This is a genomic window from Roseomonas sp. TS2, assembly GCF_058833935.1.
Genome location: NZ_JCACVY010000002.1, coordinates 25,281 through 48,598 on the forward strand (window position 1 = coordinate 25,281; position 23,318 = coordinate 48,598).

Annotated in this window: 29 protein-coding genes; 16 read left to right on the plus strand and 13 right to left on the minus strand. The window is 68.0% G+C overall.

Features of this window, described 5'->3' with window-relative positions; translation table 11 throughout:
* Positions 1-38: 38 nt before the first annotated feature.
* The 7 genes from ACZJYS_RS00650 (at position 39) to ACZJYS_RS00680 (ending at position 6,137) form a co-directional block, all read left to right on the plus strand.
* Positions 39-314 carry a hypothetical protein gene (locus ACZJYS_RS00650; RefSeq protein WP_493175128.1) on the plus strand — a complete coding sequence of 92 codons (276 nt, stop codon included), beginning with the start codon at positions 39-41 and terminating at the stop codon, positions 312-314.
* A 589-nt stretch (positions 315-903) separates the two neighbouring features.
* Positions 904-1,347: a winged helix-turn-helix transcriptional regulator gene (locus tag ACZJYS_RS00655; protein ID WP_493175130.1), complete on the plus strand. Its 444-nt coding sequence runs from the start codon at positions 904-906 to the stop codon at positions 1,345-1,347.
* A gap of 101 nt (positions 1,348-1,448) precedes the next feature.
* Positions 1,449-2,456, plus strand: coding sequence for a DNA/RNA non-specific endonuclease (locus ACZJYS_RS00660; protein WP_493175132.1), 1,008 nt, complete (start codon positions 1,449-1,451; stop codon positions 2,454-2,456).
* Between the two features lie 12 nt (positions 2,457-2,468).
* Complete coding sequence (locus tag ACZJYS_RS00665) at positions 2,469-2,774, plus strand: hypothetical protein (RefSeq protein WP_493175133.1); 306 nt, start codon at positions 2,469-2,471, stop codon at positions 2,772-2,774.
* Positions 2,775-3,026: 252 nt separating this feature from the next.
* A complete protein-coding gene (locus tag ACZJYS_RS00670; RefSeq protein WP_493175135.1) occupies positions 3,027-3,365 on the plus strand; it encodes a PadR family transcriptional regulator in 339 nt (112 codons plus the stop codon).
* A 55-nt stretch (positions 3,366-3,420) separates the two neighbouring features.
* Complete coding sequence (locus tag ACZJYS_RS00675; protein WP_493175137.1) at positions 3,421-4,878, plus strand: FAD-dependent oxidoreductase; 1,458 nt, start codon at positions 3,421-3,423, stop codon at positions 4,876-4,878.
* Positions 4,875-6,137: an MFS transporter gene (locus ACZJYS_RS00680; RefSeq protein WP_493175139.1), complete on the plus strand. Its 1,263-nt coding sequence runs from the start codon at positions 4,875-4,877 to the stop codon at positions 6,135-6,137. Before ACZJYS_RS00675 ends, ACZJYS_RS00680 begins: the two co-directional genes overlap by 4 nt.
* Positions 6,138-6,182: 45 nt before the next feature.
* On the opposite strand, the gene mntR is transcribed toward ACZJYS_RS00680, so the two are convergent.
* Complete coding sequence (gene mntR / locus ACZJYS_RS00685) at positions 6,183-6,632, minus strand: manganese-binding transcriptional regulator MntR (RefSeq protein ID WP_493175283.1); 450 nt, start codon at positions 6,630-6,632, stop codon at positions 6,183-6,185.
* A gap of 82 nt (positions 6,633-6,714) precedes the next feature.
* Here mntR and ACZJYS_RS00690 point away from each other — a divergent pair, with 82 nt between their 5' ends.
* The gene (locus tag ACZJYS_RS00690; protein WP_493175140.1) at positions 6,715-8,082 is read left to right on the plus strand and encodes an Nramp family divalent metal transporter; all 1,368 of its coding nucleotides are present in this window, start codon (positions 6,715-6,717) and stop codon (positions 8,080-8,082) included.
* Between the two features lie 166 nt (positions 8,083-8,248).
* Here ACZJYS_RS00690 and ACZJYS_RS00695 read toward each other — a convergent pair whose 3' ends face one another.
* The 5 genes from ACZJYS_RS00695 to ACZJYS_RS00715 all read right to left on the minus strand — a co-directional run bounded on the left by ACZJYS_RS00695 (position 8,249) and on the right by ACZJYS_RS00715 (position 12,844).
* Entirely contained in the window at positions 8,249-8,893 is a 645-nt protein-coding gene (locus ACZJYS_RS00695; protein WP_493175141.1) for a DsbA family protein, read from the minus strand.
* On the minus strand, positions 8,890-9,354 hold the full coding sequence (locus tag ACZJYS_RS00700) for a disulfide bond formation protein B (protein ID WP_493175143.1): 465 nt from the start codon (positions 9,352-9,354) through the stop codon (positions 8,890-8,892). The genes ACZJYS_RS00695 and ACZJYS_RS00700 overlap by 4 nt, the downstream gene beginning before the upstream one ends.
* A gap of 89 nt (positions 9,355-9,443) precedes the next feature.
* The gene (locus ACZJYS_RS00705; RefSeq protein WP_493175145.1) at positions 9,444-9,911 is read right to left on the minus strand and encodes a copper chaperone PCu(A)C; all 468 of its coding nucleotides are present in this window, start codon (positions 9,909-9,911) and stop codon (positions 9,444-9,446) included.
* Positions 9,908-10,561, minus strand: coding sequence for an SCO family protein (locus ACZJYS_RS00710; RefSeq protein ID WP_493175147.1), 654 nt, complete (start codon positions 10,559-10,561; stop codon positions 9,908-9,910). The genes ACZJYS_RS00705 and ACZJYS_RS00710 overlap by 4 nt, the downstream gene beginning before the upstream one ends.
* A gap of 96 nt (positions 10,562-10,657) precedes the next feature.
* Complete coding sequence (locus tag ACZJYS_RS00715; RefSeq protein WP_493175149.1) at positions 10,658-12,844, minus strand: heavy metal translocating P-type ATPase; 2,187 nt, start codon at positions 12,842-12,844, stop codon at positions 10,658-10,660.
* A gap of 95 nt (positions 12,845-12,939) precedes the next feature.
* Between ACZJYS_RS00715 and ACZJYS_RS00720 the strand changes: the two genes are divergently transcribed.
* The 4 genes from ACZJYS_RS00720 to ACZJYS_RS00735 all read left to right on the plus strand — a co-directional run bounded on the left by ACZJYS_RS00720 (position 12,940) and on the right by ACZJYS_RS00735 (position 15,963).
* On the plus strand, positions 12,940-13,377 hold the full coding sequence (locus ACZJYS_RS00720; RefSeq protein WP_493175151.1) for a MerR family transcriptional regulator: 438 nt from the start codon (positions 12,940-12,942) through the stop codon (positions 13,375-13,377).
* A gap of 213 nt (positions 13,378-13,590) precedes the next feature.
* Entirely contained in the window at positions 13,591-14,337 is a 747-nt protein-coding gene (locus ACZJYS_RS00725) for an ABC transporter permease (RefSeq protein ID WP_493175153.1), read from the plus strand.
* Positions 14,334-15,341 (plus strand): ABC transporter ATP-binding protein, encoded by a 1,008-nt coding sequence (locus ACZJYS_RS00730; RefSeq protein WP_493175155.1) that lies wholly within the window; start codon positions 14,334-14,336, stop codon positions 15,339-15,341. Before ACZJYS_RS00725 ends, ACZJYS_RS00730 begins: the two co-directional genes overlap by 4 nt.
* A 94-nt stretch (positions 15,342-15,435) precedes the next feature.
* Positions 15,436-15,963, plus strand: coding sequence for a GNAT family N-acetyltransferase (locus ACZJYS_RS00735; protein ID WP_493175157.1), 528 nt, complete (start codon positions 15,436-15,438; stop codon positions 15,961-15,963).
* A gap of 7 nt (positions 15,964-15,970) precedes the next feature.
* Here ACZJYS_RS00735 and arsH read toward each other — a convergent pair whose 3' ends face one another.
* The 7 genes from arsH to ACZJYS_RS00770 form a co-directional block, all read right to left on the minus strand.
* A complete protein-coding gene (gene arsH, locus ACZJYS_RS00740; RefSeq protein ID WP_493175159.1) occupies positions 15,971-16,708 on the minus strand; it encodes an arsenical resistance protein ArsH in 738 nt (245 codons plus the stop codon).
* Positions 16,709-16,759: 51 nt separating this feature from the next.
* Positions 16,760-18,073, minus strand: a complete 1,314-nt coding sequence (locus tag ACZJYS_RS00745; protein ID WP_493175160.1) for an arsenic transporter — start codon at positions 18,071-18,073, stop codon at positions 16,760-16,762.
* A 106-nt stretch (positions 18,074-18,179) separates the two neighbouring features.
* Positions 18,180-18,605 (minus strand): arsenate reductase (glutaredoxin), encoded by a 426-nt coding sequence (gene arsC / locus ACZJYS_RS00750; protein ID WP_493175162.1) that lies wholly within the window; start codon positions 18,603-18,605, stop codon positions 18,180-18,182.
* Complete coding sequence (locus ACZJYS_RS00755) at positions 18,602-18,955, minus strand: ArsR/SmtB family transcription factor (protein ID WP_493175164.1); 354 nt, start codon at positions 18,953-18,955, stop codon at positions 18,602-18,604. The genes arsC and ACZJYS_RS00755 overlap by 4 nt, the downstream gene beginning before the upstream one ends.
* Before the next feature lie 183 nt (positions 18,956-19,138).
* Positions 19,139-20,218 carry an MFS transporter gene (locus ACZJYS_RS00760; protein ID WP_493175166.1) on the minus strand — a complete coding sequence of 360 codons (1,080 nt, stop codon included), beginning with the start codon at positions 20,216-20,218 and terminating at the stop codon, positions 19,139-19,141.
* A gap of 9 nt (positions 20,219-20,227) precedes the next feature.
* On the minus strand, positions 20,228-20,452 hold the full coding sequence (locus ACZJYS_RS00765) for a hypothetical protein (RefSeq protein WP_493175168.1): 225 nt from the start codon (positions 20,450-20,452) through the stop codon (positions 20,228-20,230).
* A gap of 12 nt (positions 20,453-20,464) precedes the next feature.
* Positions 20,465-20,749, minus strand: a complete 285-nt coding sequence (locus ACZJYS_RS00770) for a metal-sensing transcriptional repressor (RefSeq protein WP_493175170.1) — start codon at positions 20,747-20,749, stop codon at positions 20,465-20,467.
* A gap of 135 nt (positions 20,750-20,884) precedes the next feature.
* Between ACZJYS_RS00770 and ACZJYS_RS00775 the strand changes: the two genes are divergently transcribed.
* Genes ACZJYS_RS00775 through ACZJYS_RS00790 form a run of 4 tightly spaced genes read left to right on the plus strand, consistent with a single transcriptional unit; the run spans position 20,885 to position 23,283 of the window.
* Positions 20,885-21,217: a hypothetical protein gene (locus ACZJYS_RS00775; RefSeq protein ID WP_493175171.1), complete on the plus strand. Its 333-nt coding sequence runs from the start codon at positions 20,885-20,887 to the stop codon at positions 21,215-21,217.
* A gap of 56 nt (positions 21,218-21,273) precedes the next feature.
* On the plus strand, positions 21,274-21,987 hold the full coding sequence (locus tag ACZJYS_RS00780; protein WP_493175172.1) for a HupE/UreJ family protein: 714 nt from the start codon (positions 21,274-21,276) through the stop codon (positions 21,985-21,987).
* A gap of 14 nt (positions 21,988-22,001) precedes the next feature.
* The gene (locus ACZJYS_RS00785; protein WP_493175173.1) at positions 22,002-22,808 is read left to right on the plus strand and encodes a hypothetical protein; all 807 of its coding nucleotides are present in this window, start codon (positions 22,002-22,004) and stop codon (positions 22,806-22,808) included.
* Between the two features lie 31 nt (positions 22,809-22,839).
* Positions 22,840-23,283 (plus strand): YqaA family protein, encoded by a 444-nt coding sequence (locus tag ACZJYS_RS00790; RefSeq protein ID WP_493175285.1) that lies wholly within the window; start codon positions 22,840-22,842, stop codon positions 23,281-23,283.
* Positions 23,284-23,318 lie beyond the last annotated feature (35 nt).

Consider the following 23,318-nt stretch of genomic DNA (forward strand, 5'->3'; position numbering starts at 1 on the left):
TGTTCTCGTAACCACGTCCCGCTTCTGGAGGCCCAGCTATGGTCGACCAACCGCCACCTCTCCTGGATCCTGTCAGCGCACATCGCGTGAAGCAGGTGCTGTCGCAAGCACTCCGTGGCGGGTGCACGGTACGTGAGGCCAAGGGAGAGGCGCGAGGTTACCTGAAGGCGATCAGCCCGGCGCTGCCGCAGACGCATGTCGCGGAAGCCATCGACGAGCTGCTCGCTGAACTAGATCCCTTGCTGGGTGACCTGATCCACTGTGAGCCGGACGCGCGGGCCGAATTGGCAGGGCAGCTTCGATTGGACTTCTAGGCAGAGACCTGCTCGCAATGGCGGACACCGAAGAAGATGAATGCTCAAGCGAGAGGGAGGGTGAGGGATTAAACAGCGTGTCGCTGCCTGTTCTGCTGCGCGGCAACGATAAGGATTCTACATGCTATCCAAACGATAGTAACTTCCGTTCTGGTATCAGAGTGAAGAGTAGGTTCTTGCGTGCTCGTTAGAGACCGGGCCGTAGCAGACCCACCCCCTGCGCCTAACACTACTATCAAAACGATAGTAAGTTACGTTTTGATATTACCATGAAAGCGGGTTCTCGGTGGAGGCAGGGTCCTGACAGGGCAACCTCTCCTGCATCCCGACACTACTATCAAAAAGAAAGTAAGTTCCTCTTCGATAGTGGCATTATGCTACTGCATGATCGTTGAAGACGGAGCCGAAAGGGGGCGACCTCTTCCCCTAGCATCCTCATTCCTACCGCCGGATCGTGATCCAATCGCCGCAGGGACGCTTATAATTTAGTAGAGAACGGAAACTAACTTTCCAAAGGGAAGTAACTTTCCTGCGGGAAGTTGTGGTATGGCCGTTCTACAGAGGTGTCCTAGGATCGTGAGGTTCGACCATGCAGACCTTTCTAGAGCACGACACTCGTAACACGACCGGTCCAGCTCACGCTTTGCTAAGTGCACTCGCGAATAAGTGGGCCGTCCTTGTCTTGGCCAGCATGAGCTCGGGAAAGACACGCTTCAGCGGAATGCAGAAAGACGTGGCCACTATCTCGCCGAAGACACTTACCCAAGTGCTCCGAAATCTTGAGCAGCAGGGAATCATTCAGCGCACTGCAACGCTCACTGTACCTGTGACGGTGGAGTACAGTGTCACTAAGAAGGGTCACGAGTTTCGGAAGATCTGCTGCAGGCTGGAGCAGCTTATCGAGCAGATCACGGAAGATGAATTGGAGAGAGCACGAGACCTTGCTGCGTCACCGTCAGTGGGTGGTGAGGCGGCGCTTATCTCATCATCCTCGAAAAGTGGTGGCCCAAAGAGGACCAGGAGGACCCTGTAACTGCAACATCAGCGCCAATCCTCGATGCTTTGCTGGTTGAGCGATGGCGCTCTCGAGGAAAATGCCGCTAGATCGATAGCCTCTGCTGCTGGGCCGCCATAATGCTGACTTTTCGAAGCCGGACTTGGAGCTGCGTTTCGTACCCGGTGCTCCTCATCGGCATAGCGGCCGCTTCCTCGCCTGCACTAGCCGCTACGACCAGCTGCCCGGAGCACTTCGCCTCCGGGAAGGCGCCGGACATCGTCCGCCCTGCCCTCGCCGCGCAGGTTAGCGCGCTGTGCTTCGAGGGTTACGCCGTGCTGCACAGCGGTGTCTCCCGCACGCCGCTGGCCGTGGCCGAGCACCTGACCCGCGCCCGCATGGCGGCGGCACGCGAGACCCAGCGCGAGGGCAACTTCCATGAAGAGCAGCAGCTTCCGCCCGACGAGCGGGCGCGGCTGGCCGATTACGCCCGCTCCGGGTTCGACCGCGGCCACATGGCGCCTGCGGGCGACATGGGCACGGCGACGTCGATGGCTGAGAGCTTCTCACTGGCCAATATGGTGCCGCAGAACCCCGGCTCGAACCGCTGCCTATGGGAGGGCATTGAATCCACGGTCCGGCGCCTGGCCGCGGACGCCAGTGACGTCTACGTGGTCACCGGCCCGGTCTTCGCGGGAGACACCCTGCAGCGCCTCAACGACCGTGTGCTGGTGCCGACCTCCCTCTACAAGGCGGTCTACGTCCCCAGGCGCGGGGCGGCCGCCTACGTCGTCGAGAACGCGCCGGGCATGGCCTGGCGGGCCGTCTCCATGTCCGAGTTGCGCGAGATCACTGGGATCGAGGTGTTCCCCGGCGTGGCCGCCGCAACCCGTGACCGGCTCCTCCCGCTGCCGGAGCCGCAGCCGAACAACGTCCGCGGCGCCTGCGAGCGGCAGGACGAGGTCGCGAGCGGTGGACCGGGAAGCGGCACGCAAGCCCGCCGGACCAATCCGACGGCGCCTGCCTCCCCCGCCTCGCCTGCTCAACAAGCCCAGTCGTCTGGCTGGAGTAGGAACACCCTCATCGTCTGCAGCGTTTTTGCGGTGGTGATGGTCGTCCTGCTTGTCCGGGTGCTGGGACGACGCTGAAGGAGCACTTGCATGCCCAAGAGAAACGACAGCGCCGGTGCCGCGAAAGCGGTGACGATCTCTCCCTTCGCTGACGAGGCCGCCTCGACATCCATCGGCGAGCTCACCGTCGAGAACCGGCTGGACCGGGTGTCGCTGTACGGCTCGCTCGACCTCACGCGCGATCGGCAGGGCTTAGAGAACGCCCGGTGCCTCAGGGAACTACTAGAGGCGGTCGTGCAGGTACTCGAGGGCGAAGGAGACCGGCTAACGGACAAGGATCAGAGTAAGCCGAACGTGACCCGGGTTCCGAACCCATTCGGTGACGCTCAAACCTAAACATCAACCGCCCTGACACTTCCGCTCGGCGCCCAAAGCAGCCGATTTTCCGGTGCCACCAACTTCCCCAAACCGGACATAGCTCACTGCCAGCCAATGACAGAACTGGGTTCGGCTGGGCTACTGAGCCACCTTGATGCATCGCCCTCCAAGGTATAGTTTGCCGACATGTCGAAGGAACCTGCCCTCCGCGCTTTGGCCCGTCCCTCCCCGGACTTCACGGACAGGGCTTACTGGGCCGGAACCATCAAGATGGCGCTCAGCCGGTTCTTCGTCCTCCAGGTGCTGCACGACGGACCGGCGCACGGCTACGACATCGCGCGCGCCGTGGAGCGGACCACCAACGGCTGCTGCTCCCCGTCCGAGGGCGCCCTCTACCCGACGCTGCGCGAGTTCGAGCAGGGCGGCTACGTGACCTCGGAAGCCGAGGTCGTCTCTGGCCGCGGGCGCAAGGTCTACACCCTGACTGACAAGGGCCGAGACGCCTTCAAGGTCGGCCTGGGAGCCTGGATGGACGCCACGGCCACCCTGACCGAGACCGACCGTGCCGCCACGGCCCGCGCCAAGGCCAAGGGCACCTGTCGATGCTGACCTTTGGCTTATCCGAATGCATCGCCCAACGAGGCATATCCAAGGAGAACGTCAGATGACCTCCTGCTGTTCCGGCACGCCTCGCCCAGAGAACAGGGCCGATGCGGTCCCCGCCGCTCCCGGATCGCTGCCCGTTGCCATCATCGGCGGAGGACCAGTCGGTCTCGCCGCCGCGGCCCACCTGCTGGAACGCGGGCTGGAGCCGGTCATCCTGGAGGCCGGTCTCACGGTCGGTACGGCGCCGCTCGCCTGGGGCCACGTCCCCATGTTCTCCCCCTGGCGCTACAATATCGACTGGGCGGCCCAGGCCCTGCTGGAGCGGCACGGTTGGACGGCACCGGACCCCGACGGCTTCCCGACGGGTCGTGAGCTCGTCCACCGCTACCTGGCACCGCTGGCCGGGCTCCCGGACATCGCCAGCCGCCTGCGCCTGAACACGCGCGTCACCGGCATCGCGCGCCAGCGCACGGGCAAGGTCCGCGATGCCGGACGCGGGGAGCAACCCTTCGAGATCAGGTTCCAGGCCAATGGTGATGAGGGCCGCCTCCTCACCCGCGCCGTCATCGTGGCCACCGGCACCTGGGGCAACCCAGGCCCGGCCGGTGCCTCCGGCCTGCCCGCCATCGGCGAGCGGGACGCCGTTGACCGCATCCGCCACGGCATGCCCGACGTCCTCGGCGCCGAGCGCGGTCGCTACACGGGCAAGCGTATCCTTGTGGTCGGCTCCGGCCACTCCGCCGTCGGCACCCTCATCGACCTCGCCAGCCTCGCCGAGCACGCGCCGGGCACCAGTGTCCTGTGGGCGGCCCGCAGAGCGGACCTGACGCGGGCCTACGGCGGCGGCGCGGCCGACCAGCTGCCGGAGCGCGGCGCCCTAGGGCAACGGCTGCGGCACCTCGTCGAGACCGGTGCCGTCGAGTTGCTCGCACCGTTCCATGTGGACGAGATCCGCCGGACCGGCACTGGCTCCCTACAGGTGCTCAGCGTCGAGGGCCGGTCGGCGGAGGCCGACCAGATGGTGGTCGCCACCGGGCTGCGGCCCGACCTCGGAATCCTTGGTGAGGTTCGCCTGGACCTGGATCCGGCGCTGGAATGCCCCCGCGTGCTTGCCCCCCTTATCGATCCCAACCTTCACTCCTGCGGCACCGTCCGGCCTCACGGCGCCCTTGAACTCCAGCAGCCAGACAGCGGGCTCTTCCTGGCGGGCATGGCCTCCTACGGCCGCGCGCCGACTTTCCTGCTGGCCACCGGTTATGAGCAGGTGCGCTCCATCGCCGCCTTTCTGGCGGGCGACATCGAGGCCGCGCGCCGGGTTGAGCTCGACCTGCCGCAGACCGGCGTGTGCAGCAGCAGCCGGGTACTGCCTGCGGACGCTGACGCGGCTTCCTCGTGCTGCACGCTCAAGACGCCTCAGGGCGCCTGCTGCGCGCCCAAGCCCGAGCTGGCGGAGGACGCCCCATGCTGCGGCACCGCTGACCAGAAGGTGCCCGTCCCGGCAGAGCCTGCCGAATGAGCCAGGTTGCCATCCCAGCCGAGGCTGGCTCCACAGGTCCGGCGACCAGCCGTTCCCGGCTGACCGTTGTATCCGCTATCGGTGTTGCCCAGATCCTGGCCTGGGGCTCGTCCTACTACCTGCTGGCCGTGCTCGCCGGACCGATCGCCTCTGACACGGGATGGCCGCTCACCTGGATCATGGGCGCCCTGTCCATCGGCATGCTGGTGTCCGGCTTGGCCTCCCCGCGCATCGGCCACCTGATTGACCGGCGTGGCGGCCGCCCGGTGCTGGCAGCCAGCGCTGTCTTGCTCTCCGCTGGCTTGCTGCTTCTCGGTTTGGCACCGAGCCTGCCGGTCTTCGTACTGGCCTGGGTGGTCCTTGGGCTGGCCATGGGTGCCGGGCTGTACGACCCGGCTTTCTCGACCCTGGGGCGGCTCTACGGTGAACAGGCACGCTCGGCCATCACCCACGTCACCTTGTTCGGTGGCTTCGCCAGCACGGTCTGCTGGCCGCTCAGCGCCTTCCTGGTTGACCACCTGGGCTGGCGCGGCGCCTGCCTGACCTACGCCGTCATCCATCTCGCGGTGGTGCTGCCGCTCTACCTCTTCGGGGTTCCGCGCGAAACCGCCAAGCCCGCCACGGCTCCTGTGGCCGCCAAAACGGCTATGGGGCCGGGCCACGTGCAGGCGGGCCAGCGCTACGCGTTCGTCGTGCTGGCGGCGGGCTTCACCCTGGCGGCGGTCATCATGACCGTCATCTCCGTCCACCTCCTGACCCTGCTCCAGTCGGAGGGGCTGGCGTTGGCGGCGGCCGTTGCCCTGGGCACGCTGATCGGCCCGGCGCAGGTCGGCGCCCGCGTGCTGGAGATGCTCTTCGGCAAGAAGGCGCATCCGATCTGGAGCCTGGTCGCCTCGGCGGTGCTGGTGGCGGCTGGCCTGGGCATGCTGGTGGGCGCGCCGGGCGTCGTGGCGGCGGGCATCGTCATGTACGGCATGGGCAGTGGCATCCGCTCCATCGCCCGAGGGACGGTGCCGTTGGCCCTGTTCGGCAAGGAAGGCTATGCCGTCCTGATGGGGAAGATCGCGATGCCGACCCTGATCGCGCAGGCCGCCTCGCCCTTCCTGGGCGCCTGGCTGCTGGACAGCTTTGGCACCCGGGTGACGCTGGCCGCCTTGTGCGGGGCCGCGGTGCTGAACATCCTGATGGTGCTGGCGCTGTTGCCGGTGGCGCTCAAGCAATCGCTGCCCGGCTCCAGTCCGCACCCTGAAAGCGGCTGAACTTCCAAGGCCAAACAAGACCGTTGGGCAGACCAGCCGCAGCGCTTACCCACCGCGCTCCGCCAGAAAGCGCTCGAACGCGGCGAGGGTAGCGGCGCTGACATGGTGCTCGATGCCCTCGGCATCCGCTTCGGCTGTGGCTTTGTCGAGGCCGTGCGCCAGCAGGAAACGCACCACCAGTGCATGCCGCCGCCGCGCCGCCTCGGCCATGGCACGACCCGCCTCCGTCAGGAACAGGCCACGATAAGGGCGGCTGTCGACGAGGCCATCCCGCTGAAGCCGTCCGATCGCCGCCGTGGCCGTCGCGTGGCACACACCAAGGCGATGAGCGACGTCAACCGCCCGAGCCTCGCCGTCCTCATCAAGCAGGTCAGCGATCAGTTCGACGTAGTCTTCGGTCAACGCCGTGCGGTCTGCCGCGCGCTGGAGAGCAAAGCCCGCGGCTTGAGCGTCCACAGGAGGCAGGCGGCGGGAAGGGGTTGATCCGGTCGGCATCACGACATTGTAGCTATCTTCCAGGATCCTTGCGACGTTCTAACGAAAAGATGTAGCCTTGGCTGGAATTTGGAGGCCCTGCATGACGCCGCCGCCGTCATCCTCCCATGCAGCGACAGCGGCTGGTCCAAATCCGGCCCCGCTCCCGCTCGCTGGCTCAACGAGTCTTCCCGAGGTTCACCGCACCGTTGCCGTACCCTCCGCAGCAGGCTGGCTGCGGAAGCTGATGGCTTTCATCGGCCCGGGCTATCTCGTGGCAGTGGGCTACATGGACCCTGGTAACTGGGCCACCGCACTCGCCGGTGGGTCCGCCTTCGGATACACACTTCTCGCGGTGGCGCTGACCTCGTCACTCATGGCGATCCTCCTGCAGGCTCTCTGTGCCCGCGTTGGCATCGCCACTGGCCGTGACCTGGCGCAACTCTGCCGAGAGCGTTTCCCGCGAGCCGCCGCCTACCCGCTCTGGCTACTGGCCGAAATCGCGATCTGCGCCACCGATCTCGCGGAGCTCATCGGCACTGCCATTGCACTCCAGTTGCTGTTCGGCATCCCCCTCATCATCGGCGTGCTGCTCACGGCCCTTGACGCTTTCCTGATCCTTTGGCTCCAGAACAAGGGAATCCGCTGGCTCGAGGCGCTCATCTTCGGCTTCATCGTGCTGATCTTCGGCTGCTTCGCGGCCCAGATCGCGCTGGCCGATCCGGACTGGGGTGCCGTCCTGCGAGGCTACCTTCCGTCCGCCTCCATCATCACGAACGAGACGCAGCTTTACATTGCCATGGGCATCCTCGGCGCGACCTTAATGCCCCACAACCTTTACCTGCATACGGCGGTGATCCAGTCGCGGGCCTATGGCTTCGACGAGGCCGAAAAGCGCGAGGCCATCCGCTTCGCCAGCATCGACAGCACTGTTGCCCTCTCTCTCGCCCTCCTGGTCAACTCAGCCATCCTGATCACCGCGGCGGCAGTGTTCCATGCGGGCGGCCGGTCCGACGTGGCGGAGATCCAGGAGGCGCATCAACTGCTGGCGCCGATGGTGGGAGCAGGAGCCGCCGCGACGCTCTTCGCCATCGCGCTGCTCCTGTGTGGATTGAACGCGACGGTCACCGCCACGCTCTCCGGCCAGGTCGTGATGGAGGGCTTTCTGCGCTTCCGGCTTCCTCCGGTGCTAAGGCGTCTCGTCACTCGCCTCGTCGCCATCATTCCGGCCGTCGTGGTCACTTGGTGGTATGGGGCGAGCGGCACGGCCCAACTGCTGATCCTCTCGCAGGTTGTCCTTTCGCTACAGCTACCCTTCGCCGTCATCCCCCTGATGCTCTTCGCGGGCGACCGCAACCGGCTTGGGAACCTCGCCGCCCCGTTGTGGCAGATCACCCTTGGCTGGGCATCGGCAGCCATCATCGTCGCGCTGAACATGAAGCTGCTGTTTGACTTCGTGCTTGGTGATTGAGGGCGATGCCCGGCTCAGCGAGGGGACGGGCGTCCAGGAAGGCTGAAGCAGCCGCTGCGAGGCCGCTCCGTCGTTACACCCGCGCCATCGAGGGAGGGGAGGAGGGCAGCGGGACCACCCGGCTTCCCCAATGCCCGGCCTAAGGCTGAACCGACCGCCCGTCTTCCTATCTCGTCGCGTCGATTTCGCTCAGGATGAGTTCGTAAAGTTGCCGGGGGCCGAAGGAGAGAAGCGGGCGCGTGTTCACAAAGAACGTCGGCGTCTGGCGGACCTGCAAAGCCTGGAGGTCGGCCGTGTCGGTCTGGAGCACGCGGTCGATCTGCGGCCGCCGAGCGTCCTGTCTGGCCCGGTCAAGATCCAGGCCCGCGATGCCTGCCATCCTCCAGGCATTCTCCAGGTTGGGCGCGCCATGGACGGCCCACTCAGGCTGCCTCGCGAACAGCGCGTCGAGTACCGCCTCGAAGCGCCCCTGGAGCCGGGCCGCCTCCAGGATCCGAACCGCCTCGTCCGAACCCTGGTGGAACGGCGCGTAACGCAGCGCCAGCCGCACCTCGTCCGGGTGGCGGGCCAGGATCTGCCCAAGGACCGGGTGGAAGGCGCGGCATGCCTCGCAGGACGGGTCGAAGAACTCGACGACGGTGACGCGCGCATCGGCCTTGCCGATAACGGGCGAGTGCGGCCGGACGTAATTGTCGTCCTGCCCGGTGGTCGCCGGGCCTGCCACGTCTCCCTGCGGATACAGCCAAGCGGCAACGCCGAAGCCCGCAACGGCCAAGGCGCCGGTGCCAATGGTGAGGGCGCGCCGGTTCATGCTTCCCGCCCTCCCCGGGCGACCACGAGCAACAAGAGCAGGACGGCCGTGAAGGCCAGCAACGACAGCACCGGCAGCGGCGCCCAGCCGAGCAGGGACATGCCCTCGCCGGAGCAGGACGGGCCAGAAGCGGTGCAGGGCTGGATGGCCTCAGACACGACGCCGAAAAAGAGCAGCGTATGCCATCCGGCCACCAGCCAGCCGATGGCGGCCAGTGGCACGGCGTAGCGCCAGATGCCCGCGTCGGAGCGATAGCAGGCCACAGCCAGCAGGATGGCGAGCGGGAACATGAAGGCCCGCTGATGCCAGCACAGCGAGCAGGGTGTCTGGCCGATCACTTCGCCGATGTAGAGAGCGCCCAGACTTGCGACGAGCGCCACTATCCAGGCGGCGAAGAGCGCGGGCCAGGGTGTCGCACCCGCCGCGGTCTGGCGCTGAGGCACCGTGCTGGTGGCCTTCATGGCTGCGCTCCGAAACGGGCGCATGGGAAGCGTTGAACGAGAATGGGATTGGTGAGCCCGGGCCGCATGTTCGTCCTCCTCCTTCGGCCTTAGTGGTGCATGCCGCCGTGTCCGGCGGCAGGCTCCCGCATCCCAACGGTGACCGGCACCGCGAGGGACTCGCCGCTGTCCAACCGCAGCGTCAGGGTGAAGCTCTGCCCGGCCTTGAGATCCGAACGGGGCTTCATCAGCATCAGGTGCAGGCCGCTCGGCTGGAAATGGACAGTGCCGCCCGGCGGCACGGCAACGCCATCCGGCCGCGGGCGCATGCGCGCCACGTTGTTGTCGACAACGCTCTCGTGGATCTCGACGCCCTCGGCGACGGGGGTGCTGCCACCCGTCACACGGACCGGCTCGCTCCCCTCGTTGCGCAGCGTCACATAGACGACCGCGGTGCCGATCCGTGCCAGCGCGGGCCGGGACCAGGCCCGCTCGGCCAGCACCTTCGCCGGGCCCTGCGCCTGGCTGCGGCGCCCGAATGCGAAGGGCATCGCGGCCAGGAGAACGCGGCGCCTCACGACGAGGATCCCGCCGCACGGCCGGAACCCTGCGCCGTGTCCCGCAACGCCAGGCGGACCTTGGAAATGGCCGTGGTGGACGGCTCGTGGGTGTCCAGGAAGCCGCGCAGCGTCCCCTCCGGCCCCAGCAGGTAGATGGAGGCCGAATGCTCCATCACATAGGCGTCACCCCCGGTCGGCACCTTGCCGTAGTGGGTGCGGAACGCCTTGGCGGCCTGTGCAACCTCCGTCTCCGTGCCGGTCAGCCCGATCAGTGCCGGGTGGAAGTTCGCCACGTAACCAGCCAGGAGCTCGGGTGTGTCGCGGCCGGAGTCGACACTGATGAACAGGGGACGCACCTTCGCGGCCTCGTCACCCAGGCCATCCATGACCTCGGCGATGTAGCCGAGACCTGTCGGGCAGACGTCGGGGCAGTGCGTGAAGCCGAAGAACACCAAACGCACGGTCCCGGCGAACGACGCGTCGGTGACCCGGCGGCCGGTGTGGTCGGTCAGGGCGAAGGGCGAGCCGATCGGCTGCTGCATCGGGCTGGAGCGCTGTGGCGCCGAACCTTGCAGGCGCCGCAGCATCCATTCCGACAATCCCCAGCCAAGAACGCCACCGGCTGGAATGCCGATGCCAAGGCTGACCAATAGCGCTCTGCGCTTCATCTCACTGTCCTTCCGTTCTGGGGAGCGACGGCGCGCGCAGCGCCAAGGAGCTCCATGCTGCCGCTGCGGGCCGGGCGGCTTCGTGTCCGGTCCGGGTCAGCCATGGACCGGGCCGTCCCTGTAGCGGTGGCGCAGCAGGCGCAGGGCGTTCAGCGTCACGAGCACCGTGGCGCCGGTGTCGGCCAGCACGGCGGGCCACAGCCCGGTGACGCCGACCACCGTGGTCACCAGGAACACCGCCTTCAGCCCGAGCGCGATGGCAACGTTCTGGTGGATGTTGGTCAGCGTGGCGCGGGACAGGCCGACCAACGCCGCCACGTCCAGCATGCGGCTGTTCAGGAGCGCGGCGTCGGCCGTCTCCAAGGCCACGTCGGTGCCGCCGCCCATGGCGATGCCGACCGAGGCAGCCGCCAATGCAGGCGCATCGTTGATGCCGTCGCCGACCATGGCCACCGGCGCCCGCGCCTCCATCGCGCCGATCTCGCGCAGCTTGTCCTCCGGCAACAACCCGGCCTTCACCTCCAGACCGAGCGCTTCAGCGATGGCCCTGCCGGTGCGAGGGTTGTCGCCGGTCAGCATCACCGGCTGCACGCCCATCCCACGCAGCGCCCGCACTCCGGCGGCGGCGTCCTCGCGCGGCTCGTCGCGCACGGCGATGAGTCCTTGGTGGGTGCCTCCGGCGGTGACGACCACGACAGTCTTTCCTTGCGCCTCCCAATCGGCGGCGGCCGCTTCCGCCTCAGGTGGCAGAGGCGCCTGCGCCACCGCGTAGCCAGGCGAGCCGACCGTGACCCGCTTGCCGGTCACCAGCGCCTCGGCGGCCTTGCCGGGGATGGCGCGGGCCTCGCGGGCCGGGCGCAGCGGGATCCTCTCGGTCTCGGCCCGCTTCAGGATGGCCTGGGCCAGGGGGTGGCTGGAGCCATTCTCCACGGCGGCAGCCAGGCCCAACAGCGTGCGCTCGTTGCCCGTAAACGGCAGCAGGTCGGTCACCTGCGGGCGCCCCTCGGTCAGGGTGCCGGTCTTGTCGAACGCGATGGTGCGGACGCGGCCGATCGCCTCCAACGCCGCCCCGCCCTTGACCAGCAGGCCGCGCCGCGTGCCCGCCGCCAGGCCGGAGGCAATCGCTGCCGGGGTCGAGAGCACCAGGGCGCAGGGACAGGCGACCAGCAGCAGCGCCAGGCCACGGTAGACCCAGGTGGACCACTCGCCGCCGAAAAGGAGTGGCGGCACCGCCACGACCAGGGCGGCGGCCGCAACAGCGGCGGGGGTGTAGAGGGCCGAGAAGCGCTCGATGAAGCGCGCGGTCGGCGCCTTGGCCTCCTGCGCTTCCTCCACCAGCCTGATGATGCGGGCGATGGTATTGTCGGCGGCCGGGCGGGTGACGCGGATCTGGAGCGCGCCGGTGGCGTTGATGCTGCCCGCGAAGACCGAGGCACCCTCGGCTTTCGGAACCGGCACGGATTCTCCGGTGACCGGGCTCTCGTCGACCTCGGACTCGCCTTCGGTCACCTCGCCATCGGCCGAGACCCGGTCTCCGGGCCGGACCAGCACGATGTCGCCCACGGCGAGGCTGGCGGCCGGTACCTGGCGGGCCTCGCCGTTCTCGATGCGCAAGGCCGTGCGCGGCACCAGCGCCGTCAGGGCCGCGATGCCCGCGCGAGCGCGTCCGGCCGCGACGCCCTCCAGCACCTCGCCCACGGTGAACAGGAAGACCACCATCGCCGCCTCGGAGGTGGCGCCGATCAGGATGGCGCCGACCGTCGCGACGGTCATCAGCATCTCGATGCTGAAGGGCGAGCCAGCGCGCGCGCCCGCGATGGCCTTGCGGCCGAAGAACCAGAGACCGAGCAGGGCGGGCGGCAGGTAGGGCCACGCTCCGGCCTGCGGCACCACCTCCGAGACGACATAGGCCAGCGCCATGAGGGTGCCGATGACGATGGCCAGCCGCACCTTGCGGTCCCGCAGCCAGACGCGCCACGCAGGTTGGGGCGGCCCTGCCTCGGGCTCAGCCAGGGCGGCCAGAATGCGGGGCCCCTCAACCGGCTCCACGCCGAAGCCGAGCTTGCGGATCCGCTCCTCGACCACGGCACGCGGTGTCCGGCTCTCGTCCAGTCGGAGCGCCAGAACCTCGGTCTGGAAGTTCAGGCGGATGCTGCCAGCGCCTTCCAGGCGGCTGACGGCCGTCTCGACCTTCCCGGCACAGGAAGGGCAGTCCATGCCCTGGATATGGTAGCGCAGGCTGACCTCGCCCCGCTCCAGTTCCGCCGTCTCGCTGCCCGCCACTGCTCTGCCCTTTCCCTTCTTAGGGACGTGCCCGTCTTGTGGCGGGTCACCCAGGCTCCCTAGATAGACCCTGTAGTGACTACAGGGTCAATGCCATGCCTTCCGAGAAGCCGTTCAACATCGGGGCGTTGGCCCGAGCCACCGGCACCAAGGTCGAAACCGTCCGCTGGTACGAGAAGGTCGGCCTGCTGCCCCCGCCCGCGCGGAGCTCCGGGAACTACCGGACCTACGGCGAAGCACACCTCGGCCGCCTCAGCTTCATCCGGCGGGCACGCGAACTCGGTTTCTCGCTGGAGCAGATTCGCACCCTACTGGGGCTCGTCGGCCAGCCAGACCTATCCTGCGAGGCGGTTGACGCGATCGCCCGCGAGCATCTGGCCGAGGTCGAGCGCAAGATCGCGGACTTGCAGGCGCTGCGCCGCGAACTGGATTCCCTTATTGGCCAATGCGGCTGCGGCACCGTGTCCGAGTGCCGGATCGTCGAGGCCCTGGCGCCGACGCCGGACGCGCTTGTCGCTGCGGCCGGAGGCTAGGGCATGACCTGACTGCGTCGGGAGGGAAGAGCCGGAGCGCCAAACATGCGCACGGTGCCAGAATCCTGTGGACAGGTGTCCAGCGCCTACCACCGAGGGTCGGTGAACCCTTGACCTTCCAGCGGGGACAGGATGCAGGTTCATCCAGGCACAGTGATGGAGAGTGGTTTGGCGGCTACACGGATCGGCGCTGACGGCGTGAACTGGATAGGGGTGGCGACCCTCTACCGGCGGGAGGTCCAGCGGTTTCTCGCCGTCGCCGCCCAGACCGTCGGCGGGCCAGTGGTGAGCACGCTGCTCTTCCTGGCCGTCTTCGGTGTGGCACTCGGACGCCATGCACCAGCGCCGGGCGGCGTTCCTTACCTGGTCTTCGTCGCCCCGGGTCTTGTCATGATGGCGGTCTTGCAGAATGCCTTCGCCAACACCTCGTCGTCTCTCCTCGTCGCCAAGGTCCAAGGCAACATCGTCGACCTCCTGCTGGCGCCTCTCGGGCCGGGGGAGTTCCTGGCGGGCATGGTGCTTGGCGGTGTCACACGGGGCATCCTGGTGGGCGCGCTGACCGCCGTAGCGGCCTCGCTCTTCGTGCCCCTGCCGCTTGCGAATCCCGCCCTCTGCCTGTTCTACGCCGTCGGCGGCTCCCTGCTGTTCGCACTGCTGGGCGTCATGGGTGGGTTATGGGCCCAGAAGATGGACCACCAGGCCGCCGTGACGAACTTCGTCATCGCGCCGCTGACGCTGCTGTCCGGCACCTTCTATGCCGTCAGCAGCCTGTCCGAGCCATTCCGCTCCATCGCCTACGCGGATCCCGTCTTCTACATCGTGGACGGCTTCCGGCACGGCATCACGGGCCACTCGGAAGCACCACCACTTGCCGGAATCCTCGTGGTGCTCGTCGCCAACGGCCTGCTCGGCGTCCTGTGCCACCGGCTGCTCGCGTCGGGCTGGCGGCTGCGCCAGTGACCCAGCCGACATCCAGCACCGGTCCGGCGATGACTCACCGCGACCAGCTCGCAGCGGCCATCGAGGTCGAGGGCCTCGAGAAGGTCTATCCTGGCGCAGGCGGCCGGGCCGCCAAGCACGCCCTCAAGGGAGTGAGCCTGGCCATCCCGCGGGGCAGCATCTTTGGCCTGCTCGGGCCAAATGGCGCCGGGAAGTCGACCCTCATCAACATCCTGGCCGGACTGGTGCGGAAGTCGGGCGGAACGGCGCGGGTATGGGGCATCGACATCGACAAGGCACCCCGAGCAACACGGGCCGCAATCGGCGTGGTGCCACAGGAACTCACCCTGGATCCGTACTTCCCCGCCCGGGCAGCCCTCGAACTCCAGGCCGGGCTGTTCGGTATCCCGAAGGCTGCCCGACGCACGGACGAACTCCTCGAGGTGCTGGGGCTGGCGGACAAGGCCACAGCTCCCGCGCGAAGCCTTTCCGGGGGCATGCGGCGGCGGCTCATGGTGGGCAAGGCACTCGTCCACAACCCACCTGTCCTCGTGCTCGATGAACCCACGGCGGGCGTGGACGTCGCCCTGCGCCAGCAGCTTTGGGACTACGTCCGGCTCCTCAACCGTCAGGGCACCACTATCCTGCTAACAACGCACTACCTCCAGGAAGCCGAGGCGCTGTGCGACCAGATTGCCGTTCTGGCGGAAGGCGGGATCGTCGCCCATGACACCACGGACGCCCTCTTTCGGCGAGTGGAGGACCAGGAACTCGTCGTCGATATCTTGTCGCCGATCAGCGCAATCCCGGATGTGCTTCGTGCCTTCAGTCCTGTGCTGGCCATGCCAACCAAGCTGGTGTTCCGCTATGGGCAGGCGAGTGGCAATGTTGATGAAATGCTCGCCGCCATCCGTGCCGCAGGCCTGCGCATAGCCAGCGTGACCACCAAGCAGCCGGACCTGGAGGACGTCTTCCTCCAACTCGTGCAAGGCCCCGCCAGCAACGGCGAGGGCCTGACTGGCTAAACCGTTCCCCCAGATCAGGTGCTCTCAATCCAGCCCGAGGAACCTCTCCGTGCCTGACCCGAACACATCCACTCCTGCCAGACAGCCATCGGCAGTGACCATCCGGCCTTGCACGGAGGCCGACATGGACGCGGTCGCCGCCATCTACCGGCACCACGTCCTGCACGGCACCGCCACCTTCGAGACGGAGCCCCCGACGGCCGAAGAGATGCGGCAGCGCCGAGCCGCCACGACCGAGCGCGGGCTGCCCTATCTGGTGGCCGAGGGCACCGATGGCCGCGTGCTGGGTTATGCCTACGCGGGCGCCTACCGGCCTCGGCCTGCCTACCGCAACACGCTGGAGAACTCGGTCTACATCAGCGAGGAGGCCCGCGGCCACGGCATCGGCCGCCGCCTGCTCGAGGCCCTCATCCAGGAATGCGCCACCCTCGGCTACCGCCAGATGGTGGCGGTGATCGGCGACAGCGCGAACGAGGCGTCGATCCGGCTGCACGGGGCACTCGGCTTCGAGCATATCGGCATCCTGCGGTCGGCCGGACGCAAGCATGGGCGCTGGCTCGACACCGTGCTGATGCAGTTGGCGCTGGGTGACGGCGACCGCACCGATCCGCTGGTCGGGTAGGCGCTCCTCAGCTGACGGCGCCGGAGAGCTTGGCCAAGTCGGCCTTGGCCTGCTTCTCCGCCCGCTCCTTGCGCTCGCTGTAGCGGTCGGTCAGGTGGCTGGAGATGTGGCGCGTCAGCAGGGTGAACTTCACCAGCTCCTCCATCACGTCCACGACGCGGTCGTAGAGCGGCCCAGGCAGCATCCGGCCCGCCTCGTCGAACTGCTCGTACGCCTTGGGCACCGAGGACTGGTTCGGGATGGTGACCATCCGCATCCAGCGGCCGAGCAGGCGCAGCGTGTTGACGCTGTTGAAGCTCTGGCTGCCGCCGGAGACCTGCATCACGGCCAGCGTGCGTCCCTGGGTCGGCCGGACACCGCGGCTTTCCAGCGGCAGCCAATCAATCTGGTTCTTCAGGATGCCCGTGACGGCGCCGTGCCGCTCCGGGCTGCACCAGACCTGCGCCTCAGACCACAGCGAGAGTTCCCGGAGTTCCACCACCTTGGGGTGGTCGGCGGGCACGCTGTCGACCACAGGCAGGTCACGGGGGTCGAAGACCCGCGTCTCGGCGCCGAGGCGGCGCAGGATGCGCTCGGCCTCCAGTGTCAGGAACCGACTGTAGGACCGCTCTCGCAGCGAGCCGTAGAGCAGCAGGATGCGCGGCGGATGCTTGCTGGCGCCGGGGATGCCGAGGCGGGCGAAGTCCGCCATCTGGAGATGGTCGTCAGCAACGTTGGGCAGCGAGAGGTCGAGGTCGGAGCTCATCGGGATCTCCTCGTGGTCAGGACAGGTGGGTAGCGCGAGCGGTCGTATCGCTCACGGCTGCCCCACCACCGGCAGCCAGAGCGCCAGGGCGGCCAGCACGGCCAGCAGCACCGGCGGCGTGATGACGAGGCCGACCTTCATGTACTGCCCCCAGGTGATGGTGGTGCCCTTGCGCGCCAGCACGTGCAGCCAGAGCAGTGTCGCCAGGCTACCGATGGGGGTGAACTTGGGGCCGAGGTCGCAGCCGATGACGTTGGCGTAGACCATGGCCTCGCGGATGGCGGGCGGGATGCCCTGGGCCTGCTCGATGGCCAGGGCGCCCACCAGCACGCCGGGCATGTTGTTCATCACCGAGGAGATCAGCGCGGCGCCGACGCCGGTGCCGATGGTCGCCGCCCACAGGCCGTGCCCGGCCAGCCACTCCAGCGCGTCCGCGAGGTGGTCCGTCAGCCCGGCATTCCGCAGGCTGTAGACCACCAGGTACATGCCGAGCGAGAAGACCACGATCTGCCACGGCGCCTCGCCCATCACCTTGCGGATGGACACCACGGCGCCGTTGCCGCCCCGGTGCCAGCGCCCGGCCAGCACCAGCAGCACCAGGGCGGCGGCACCCGTCACTATGGCAACCGGCACCCCGAGCGGCGCCAGGACGAAGTAGGCCAGCAGCAGCAAGGCCAGCAGCGGGAAGGCCGCCCGAAAGACGAGGTGGTCGCGGATGGCAGCACCTGGCCGCTCCAACTGTTCCAGCGCATAGGTGGCGGGCACCTGGCGGCCGTAATAGGCCCAAAGCACGCCGAGCGTCGCCGCCAACGCCACCAGGTTCACCGGCAGCATGACGGCGGCGTAGCGGCCGAACTCGATACCGAAGTAATTGGCCGAGACGATGTTGACGAGGTTCGAGATGACCAGCGGCAGGCTGGTGGTGTCGGCCACGAAGCCACAGGCGACGATGAAGGCCAGGGTGGCGCCCGCCGAGAAGTTCAGCCTGAGCAGGATGGCCATGACGATGGGCGTCAGCAGCAGCGCCGCGCCGTCATTGGCGAAGAAGGCGGCGATGACCGCGCCCAGCACCACGACGAGCGGGAACAGCCGCCGTCCGTTGCCGCCGCCCCAGCGCGCCACGTGCAGCGCGGCCCACTGGAAGAACCCGGCCTCGTCCAGCAGCAGCGAGATGATGATGAGCGCCACGAAGGTGAAGGTGGCGTCCCAGACGATGTCCCAGACCACCGGCACGTCGGCCCAGCCGATGACGCCGGTCGCCAGGGCCAGCGCGGCGCCGCCCATGGCGGACCAGCCGATGCCGAGGCCGCGCGGCTGCCAGATGACCAGGACGAGGGTGAGGACGAAGATGGCCAGGGCCAGCATACAGGCGGGTTCTCTTGGCGGCAGGGCGCGCCGGACCGTCCGCTGCCCAGGAAGGTCAGCGGTGCAGTACGTCGTCATCAGGGGGGAGAAGGCGCGGACGCCCGGATCAGATCAGGCGGCGGCCCTGCTCATCGACGACCTTCTCGCCGTCTTCCTTGGCGTAGGCGCCCTGCTGCGGGTTCGGCAGGATGTCCAGCACCACCTCGGATGGCCTGCACAGCTTCACGCCGAGCGGCGTCACCACGATGGGCCGGTTGATGAGGATAGGATGCGCCATCATGGCATCGAGCAACTGGTCGTCGGTAAGAGACGGGTCGCCAAGGCCAAGCTCCTCGTAGGGTGTGCCCTTCTGACGCAAGGCATCACGCACGGAGATGCCCATGCGTTGGATGAGGCTCTTGAGCTCGTCCCGCGTCGGCGGCGTCTTCAGGTACTCGACAACCTGCGGTTCTTCGCCGCTGTTGCGGATCAGGGCCAGAGTATTGCGGGACGTCCCGCAGGCCGGGTTGTGATAGATGGTCACGTCGCTCATGGGGCAGCCTTTTCGGGCGGGCAGCAGGGAAGCAGGTCGGCGATCAGCGGCTGGCACAGGTCGGCGCGGCCGCCGCAGCAATCCTTGACCAGGAACAGCATCATCTCGCGCAGGCGTTCGACATCGGCCCGGTAGACGATGGAGCGGCTGAGGCGCTCGGAGCGAAGGAGCCCGGCCCGCGTCAGGATCGCCAGATGCGTCGACATGGTGTTCTGGGGAACGTCGAGTTGCCGGGCGACCTCACCGGCGGGCAGGCCCTCGGGCTCATGCCGGACGAGCAGTCGGAACGTCTCCAGCCGGGTGGGCTGTGACAGTGCACCTAAGCAAGCCAGGGCGTCATCCAATTCCATATATCGAGTATTGTCGATAGATAGTGGATGTCAAGGCTGCTTCGCGCCCATCCCGGTCATCCGGAGGATGCAATCGGCTTCCTCGAAGGGACGTAGAAACTCTCCGTAAGCGGGCTCGCAGGCAATAAGCGGCACCCGTGCGCCGTATTCCCGCCGTTGTGCGGCATCCCTGCGCGCCCGACCTCAGGGCCTCGGCCACCTGTGGTGGAGGTCGTCGATGACGAAGGCATGCCGGTGCCTGTGGCCCGCCGCGTGCGCAACGTGGGGGTGGTCGGCGGGCAGGTCCCCGTGCACGTGCTCGATGTCCTCCTCGTCCCGGCGGGGCCAGACCATCGCGGCGGTCAGGATCCCGAGGGCGACGATCAGCGCCATGACTTCCAACGTCGCGTCCGTGCTGAAGGCGGCGCCCAGCCACCCGGCCAGCGGATAGGTCAGCAGCCAGCAGGCGTGCGACAGGGCGAACTGCGCCGCGAACACGGCGGGACGGTCCCTGGGATGGGCGGACCGACGCAGCAGGCGGCCCGACGGCGTCAGCACCATGCCGTTGCCGAGGCCCAGCACGAACCACACCGGCAGCAGCGCGCTCCAGCCCGGCACCAGGGGGGCGACGACCATGCCGAAGCACAGCAGTGCCGCGCCGCCCAGCATGGCCGTGCGGTCCGAAAGGTTCTCCAGCAGCTTCGGCAGCAGCAGCGCGCTCAGCATCGACCCGAAGCCGTAGGCAGCCAGGGTCCAGGCCACCTCACGGTCGCCCAGGCCGAAGTTCCCCTTCACCAGCACCACGGTGTTGACGATGACCATGGCGCCCGCCGCCGCCACGGCCAGGTTGAAGGCCAGCAGCCCCCGCAGGCGCGGTGTCGCCAGATAGATGCGCGTGCCGCGCGTCGTGCGCTCGTAGACGCCGCCCCGACGGCGCTCGGGCGGCTTCGGCGAAGGCAGCGCCAGCGTCACCACCAAAGCCGCGGACGCCAGGAAGCCCAGCGCCGTGCCGCCGAACAGCCAGTTGAAGCTGATGACGGTCAGCAGCGCCGCCGCCAGCATGGGGCTCAGCAGGCTCTCGAGGTCATAGGCGAGGCGCGAGAGCGACAGCGCCCGCGTGTATTCCCCCTCGTCCGGCAGCACGTCCGGGATGGTGGCCTGGAAGGTCGGCGTGAAGGCGGCCGAGCAGGCTTGGAGCACGAAGATCAGCAGGTAGACCTGCCAGACCTGGGTCACGAAGGGCAGCAGCAGGGCGATCACGGCCCGCACCACATCCAGGGACACCAGCAGGGTTCACCGGGGCAGCAGGTGGGTGAAGGCGGAGGCCACCGGCGCCACGCCAACGTAGGCCACCATCTTGATGGCCAGGGCGGTGCCGAGCACCGCACCCGCCTGGTTTCCGGCCAACTGGAAGGCCAGCAAGCCGAGGGCCACCGTGGCCAGCCCGGTGCCGATCAGCGACAGCACCTGGGCCAGGAAGAGGCGCCGGTAGATGGGATGGGCGAGCGGGGCGAGCATGATCGGCGCCTCTCAGAGGTACTTGGCGATGGCCTTGAACTCGTCGATCGGCGCCCGCTGCGCTTTCGGCAGCGCGCCCACCGTGTGCTCCAGACAGTGGTCCAGGTGGTCCTGGATCAGGGTCTTCTTGGCCTGGATGATGGCCTTCTCGACGGCCTGCATCTGCTGGGCGATGTCGAGGCAGGGGCGGCCCTCCTCGATCATGCCGATGATGCTGCGCAGGTGCCCCTCCGCCCGCTTCAGCCGCTTGACGATCTCGGGATGCGTGGCGTGGACGTGGGGCTCTGCTTTCGACATGTTGAGTTCCTATCCCCCTGGAGGGGATATGGTCAACGTGCTATGGGCGCCCCCTGCGGTCGGGGGACCGCTTGGCTTTGGGGGATTTCGCGGGTGACCGTCGTCGCCACGTGCAGGGCTGTCTGGAGGCTGGCGATGGCCGTCGTCATCGTCATCGTCATCGTCATCGGGATGGCGAGCCCACTCTGGGACGGCGCGCGTCTGGCCGACGGCATGAGCGTCGGCGGGCTGGCCATGGCCGACCACGGCCACGTCCATGCCGCCGACCTGTACGGGACGCCCGGCGGCCACCAGCCCTCGGCCCTGGCGCCGGTCGGCACCGACCACGTCCACGAGGCGACCATCCCGACGTCCGGCGTGGTTCCCGCATCTGTGGAATGGCGACAACCGTGGGCGCCGCCGCCCAGCAACAGCCTCACCGCCGCTGGGGTGTCCCCGCACGACAGGCCGCCGCGCCGCGCAAGCTGAGCAGCCTCATCGCCGCCTCAGGGCGGCTGGACTTCTCCTGCTTTGGGCTTGAACCCGTGACCACATCCACGTCGGGAGCGACACTCCCGCGGCACCTGCTGTGTGCCGTCATCCTGGCCGCCGCGCTGCTGGCGGGCGGCGAGGCCGCCGCCCACGCCGTCTCCGACGGCGACCGCGGCTACATCCAGGAAATCACCGGGGTGAACATTATCCCGTTCGTCTACCTCGGCGCCAAGCACATGGTGACCGGGTACGACCACATCCTGTTCCTGCTCGGCGTCATCTTCTTTCTGTACCGGCTGAGGCACATCGGCATCTACGTCAGCCTCTTCGCGCTCGGCCACTCCACCACGATGCTGCTGGGCGTCTACTTCAACGTCGGCATCAACAGCTACATCATCGACGCCATCATCGGCCTGTCCGTCGTCTACAAGGCGCTGGACAACATGGGCGCCTTCCGCCGCTGGCTCGGCTTCCAGCCGAACACCAAGGCCGCCACGCTGGTCTTCGGCTTCTGCCACGGCTTCGGGCTATCGACAAAGATCATCGAGTACAACATCTCGCCTGACGGGCTGCTGCCGAACCTGCTGGCCTTCAACGTCGGCGTCGAGATCGGCCAGCTGCTGGCGCTCGGCGCCATCCTGATCGCCATGACCTACTGGCGCCGCACCCGCAGCTTCCAGCAGCACGCCTACTTCGCCAACGTCGTCCTGATGACCCTGGGCTTCATGCTCTTCGGCTACCAGGTCACCGGCTACTTCGTCGCCTGAGGAGGAGACACACCATGTACAACAACCAGATGCCCTCGCAGGACGATCTGCCTTCCTCGGAGCAACTTCGCCTGTCCACCATGCTGGCCGCCGGTGTCGCCGCCGTACTGCTGGTTTTCGTGGTGCTCCCGGCCGACTACGGCGTGGACCCGACGCGGGTTGGGCGGCTGCTCGGTCTGACCGAGATGGGCGAGATCAAGACGCAGTTGGCCGAGGAATCTGAAGCGGATGCCGCTGCGTCTTCGCCCGTCGCGGTGGGCCTGGCGGGCGTCGAGCAGCGCCTCGCCGCCATTGAGGCTCAGTTGGTCCGCCTCCAGCCGCTGGTGGCGCTGGCCACCCCGCCAGCCCGTACCCGATCCGCCCCAGAGGCCAACACTGCGCCAGCGGCGCAGCCCGCGCCGTCCACGGCCCCAGCGCCGCAGAGTTCGGCACAAGCACTGGCTTCCGCCGCACCCGCTACGGCACCGGCCGCTGCGGCACAGCAGATGCCGCCGGGCCAGCGCAGCGACGAGGTCGCCTTCTCGCTGCGTCCGAACCAGGGCCTCGAGGTGAAGATGCAGATGAAGGAGGGCGACCAGGTGAACTACGCCTGGAGCACGGAAGGCGGACCGGTCAACTTCGACACCCACGGCGAGCCGCCCAACGCCGCCCGCGGCTTCTACCACGGCTACAAGACCGGCCGCGGGGTGAACGGCGACGAGGGCTCGTTGCGGGCGGCCTTCGACGGCAGCCACGGCTGGTTCTGGCGCAACCGCACGGGCCGGGAGGTCACCATCACCCTGCGCACCACGGGCTACTACGCGAGCATCTCCCGCCCGTGAGGGAGGCTGCCGAGGCGGCTCCGTGGGTCCGATGATGGTGGACCTCGCCGCCGCCTATGGCGGGTTGTTCGTGGCGGCCCTGGCCGCCGCGACAATCCTGCCCATGCAGTCCGAGGCCGTGCTGGTCGGCCTGCTGCTGACCGGGAGCTACGAGCCGGGCCTGCTCCTGCTGGTGGCCAGCCTGGGCAACGTGCTGGGCTCGGTCATCAACTGGCTGCTGGGCCGCTCCGTCGAGCGCTTCCGCGACCGCCGCTGGTTCCCGGTGAAGCCGGATGCGCTGGCCTCGGCGCAGCGCTGGTACCAACGCTGGGGCCGCTGGTCATTGCTGCTCAGCTGGCTGCCGGTTGTCGGCGACCCCCTGACGGTGGTCGCCGGAGTGATGCGCGAGCCGTTCCCCGTGTTCCTGGCGCTGGTCACCTTGGCCAAGGTGGGTCGCTACCTGGCCCTGGCGGCGGTGACGCTGGGATGGTCCTGAGGGACGTCCATCCTAGTGAACCAGCGACTTGGCCA

Excerpts from the sequence above, each read along its gene's own strand:
- ACZJYS_RS00655 (WP_493175130.1), top strand. The coding sequence starts at position 904 with ATGCAGACCTTTCTAGAGCACGACACTCGTAACACGACCGGTCCAGCT.
- ACZJYS_RS00775 (WP_493175171.1), top strand. The coding sequence starts at position 20,885 with ATGGCCGTCGTCATCGTCATCGTCATCGTCATCGGGATGGCGAGCCCA.
- mntR (WP_493175283.1), bottom strand. The coding sequence starts at position 6,632 with ATGCCGACCGGATCAACCCCTTCCCGCCGCCTGCCTCCTGTGGACGCT.
- ACZJYS_RS00710 (WP_493175147.1), bottom strand. The coding sequence starts at position 10,561 with ATGAAGCGCAGAGCGCTATTGGTCAGCCTTGGCATCGGCATTCCAGCC.
- ACZJYS_RS00650 (WP_493175128.1), top strand. The coding sequence starts at position 39 with ATGGTCGACCAACCGCCACCTCTCCTGGATCCTGTCAGCGCACATCGC.
- ACZJYS_RS00695 (WP_493175141.1), bottom strand. The coding sequence starts at position 8,893 with ATGAACCGGCGCGCCCTCACCATTGGCACCGGCGCCTTGGCCGTTGCG.
- arsH (WP_493175159.1), bottom strand. The coding sequence starts at position 16,708 with ATGAGCTCCGACCTCGACCTCTCGCTGCCCAACGTTGCTGACGACCAT.
- ACZJYS_RS00765 (WP_493175168.1), bottom strand. The coding sequence starts at position 20,452 with ATGCTCGCCCCGCTCGCCCATCCCATCTACCGGCGCCTCTTCCTGGCC.
- ACZJYS_RS00770 (WP_493175170.1), bottom strand. The coding sequence starts at position 20,749 with ATGTCGAAAGCAGAGCCCCACGTCCACGCCACGCATCCCGAGATCGTC.
- ACZJYS_RS00675 (WP_493175137.1), top strand. The coding sequence starts at position 3,421 with ATGACCTCCTGCTGTTCCGGCACGCCTCGCCCAGAGAACAGGGCCGAT.
- ACZJYS_RS00665 (WP_493175133.1), top strand. The coding sequence starts at position 2,469 with ATGCCCAAGAGAAACGACAGCGCCGGTGCCGCGAAAGCGGTGACGATC.
- ACZJYS_RS00680 (WP_493175139.1), top strand. The coding sequence starts at position 4,875 with ATGAGCCAGGTTGCCATCCCAGCCGAGGCTGGCTCCACAGGTCCGGCG.
- ACZJYS_RS00790 (WP_493175285.1), top strand. The coding sequence starts at position 22,840 with ATGATGGTGGACCTCGCCGCCGCCTATGGCGGGTTGTTCGTGGCGGCC.
- ACZJYS_RS00700 (WP_493175143.1), bottom strand. The coding sequence starts at position 9,354 with ATGAAGGCCACCAGCACGGTGCCTCAGCGCCAGACCGCGGCGGGTGCG.
- ACZJYS_RS00690 (WP_493175140.1), top strand. The coding sequence starts at position 6,715 with ATGACGCCGCCGCCGTCATCCTCCCATGCAGCGACAGCGGCTGGTCCA.
- ACZJYS_RS00785 (WP_493175173.1), top strand. The coding sequence starts at position 22,002 with ATGTACAACAACCAGATGCCCTCGCAGGACGATCTGCCTTCCTCGGAG.
- ACZJYS_RS00755 (WP_493175164.1), bottom strand. The coding sequence starts at position 18,955 with ATGGAATTGGATGACGCCCTGGCTTGCTTAGGTGCACTGTCACAGCCC.
- ACZJYS_RS00670 (WP_493175135.1), top strand. The coding sequence starts at position 3,027 with ATGGCGCTCAGCCGGTTCTTCGTCCTCCAGGTGCTGCACGACGGACCG.
- arsC (WP_493175162.1), bottom strand. The coding sequence starts at position 18,605 with ATGAGCGACGTGACCATCTATCACAACCCGGCCTGCGGGACGTCCCGC.
- ACZJYS_RS00745 (WP_493175160.1), bottom strand. The coding sequence starts at position 18,073 with ATGCTGGCCCTGGCCATCTTCGTCCTCACCCTCGTCCTGGTCATCTGG.
- ACZJYS_RS00720 (WP_493175151.1), top strand. The coding sequence starts at position 12,940 with ATGCCTTCCGAGAAGCCGTTCAACATCGGGGCGTTGGCCCGAGCCACC.
- ACZJYS_RS00660 (WP_493175132.1), top strand. The coding sequence starts at position 1,449 with ATGCTGACTTTTCGAAGCCGGACTTGGAGCTGCGTTTCGTACCCGGTG.